The organism is Micromonospora sp. NPDC004336, assembly GCF_053602615.1.
On sequence record NZ_JBSGDY010000346.1, the window covers coordinates 1 to 2,150 of the forward strand.

General features: G+C 79.5%; 1 protein-coding gene. It reads left to right on the forward strand.

The window, feature by feature from the left end; all coding sequences use genetic code 11:
• Positions 1 to 2,096, forward strand: a 2,096-nt coding sequence (locus ACWENR_RS30580) for an acyltransferase domain-containing protein (protein ID WP_452280411.1), incomplete at its 5' end; no start/stop codon positions are given.
• Between the last annotated feature and the right edge of the window lie 54 nt (positions 2,097 to 2,150).

The window sequence follows — 2,150 nt, forward strand, 5'->3', positions numbered from 1 at the left end:
GCGTCGCCGGGGTGATGAAGATGGTCCTGGCGATGCGGCACGGGGTGCTGCCGCCCACCCTGCACGTCGACGAGCCCACCCCGCACGTCGACTGGAACGCCGGGGCGGTGTCCCTGCTGACCGGGGCGCGGCCCTGGCCGGCCACCGGGCAGCCGCGCCGGGCCGGGGTGTCCGCGTTCGGCATCAGCGGCACCAACGCGCACGTCATCATCGAGCAGGCCGCCGACGCGGACGCCGGTGCCGCCCGGCCCGCCGGCCCGCCCGCCCCGCCCGCCCCGTGGCTCGTCTCGGCCCGCTCCGCGGCGGCCCTGGCCGGGCAGGCCCGCCGGCTGCTGGACCACCTCGCCGCGCACCCCGACCTGGCGCCGGCCGACGTGGCGTACTCGCTGGTCACCACCCGGGCGGCGCTGCCGCACCGGGCCGCGGTGACCGGCGACGACCCCGACGCCCTGCTGGCCGGCCTGCGCGCGGTCGCCGAGGACCGGCCCGCGCCCGGCGTGGTGCGCGGCGTGGCCCGTTCCGCCGGCAAGGTGGCGTTCCTCTTCACCGGTCAGGGCGCGCAACGCCCCGGCATGGGCGCCGAGCTGCGCCGCCGGTACCCCGTGTTCGCGGCCGCCTTCGACGAGGTGGCCGCCGAGCTGGACCGGCACCTGAGCCGCCCGCTGCGGGAGGTGGTCCTCGCCGAGGCCGGCTCGCCGGAGGCGGAGCTGCTGGACCGCACCGAGTTCACCCAGCCGGCGCTGTTCGCGTACGAGGTGGCCGCCTACCGGCTGGTCACCGCGTGGGGGCTGCGCCCGCAGCACCTGCTCGGCCACTCGGTCGGCGGGCTGGCCGCCGCGCACGTCGCCGGCGTGCTGTCGCTGGCCGACGCGGCGGCCCTGGTGGCCGCCCGGGGCCGGCTGATGCAGGCCCTGCCGGCCGGCGGGGCCATGCTGGCGGTCGGGGCGTCCGAGGCGGAGGTGACCCCGCTGCTCGGCGACCGGGTCGCGCTCGCCGCCGTGAACGGCCCGTCGTCGGTGGTGCTCTCCGGCGACGAGGACGCCGTCCTGGCCGCCGGCGAGCGGCTGGCCGCCCAGGGCCGACGGACCCGCCGGCTGCGCGTCAGCCACGCCTTCCACTCCGCCCGGATGGACGCCTTGCTTGCCGACTTCCGCGTCGTCGCGGAGAAGGTCACCTGGCACCCGCCCGTCCTGCCGGTCGTCTCCGACCGCACGGGCGCCCCGCTGACCGCCGCCGAGGCCACCGACCCGGGCTACTGGGTCGACCACGTCCGGGACACCGTCCGCTTCCACGACGCGGTGGCCACCCTCGCCGCCGCCGGGACGGCGACGTTCCTGGAACTCGGCCCCGACGGGGCGCTGACCGCGATGGCCCGGGAGTGCCTGCCCGACGCCGACCCGGCGGCCTTCGCGTGCGTCGGCCGCCGCGACCAGCCGGAGCCGGCCACCCTGCTCGGCGCGGTCGCCGCCGTCGACCTGCGGGGAGCCGGCGTCGACTGGCCCGCCCTGTTCGCCGGCACCGACGCCGCCCGGATCGAGCTGCCCACCTACGCCTTCCACCACGAGCGGTACTGGCCGGACCCGCCCGCGGTCGACCTGCGTCGGCCGGCCGAGGCGGCCGGGGACGACGAGTTCTGGGCCGCCGTGGAGTCCGAGCGCCCCGCCGCGCTGGCCACCGTGCTCGGCCTCGACACCGACCGGCCGGAATCGCTGACGGCGCTGCTGCCCGCCCTCGCGGCCTACCGGGACCGTCGGCGGCGCGGTGCCGAGCTGGACGGCCTGCGCTACCGCACCGGCTGGGTACGCGTCGACCCGCCGCCCGCCGGCGCCGCGCCGGCCGGCCCCTGCCTGGTGGTCGCCGAGGCCGGGACCGACACCGCGACCGTGCTGGCCGCGCTGCGGGCGGCGGACCTGGACCCGCTGCTCGTGACCGTGGGCGGCGACCCGGGCGAGGTCGCCGGGGCGCTGCCCGCCGGGAGCAGCCCGTCGGCCGTGGTCTCGCTGCTGGCGGTGGGGGCCGGGGCGACCGGGACCGCCGCGCTGGCCGGCACCGCCGCGCTAGTGCGGGCCCTGGACAGCAGGGCCCGGGCGACGTGACGGCGGGCGACAACCAGCCGCCGGCCGGCGTCTCGGTGCACAACCCCGACCTGA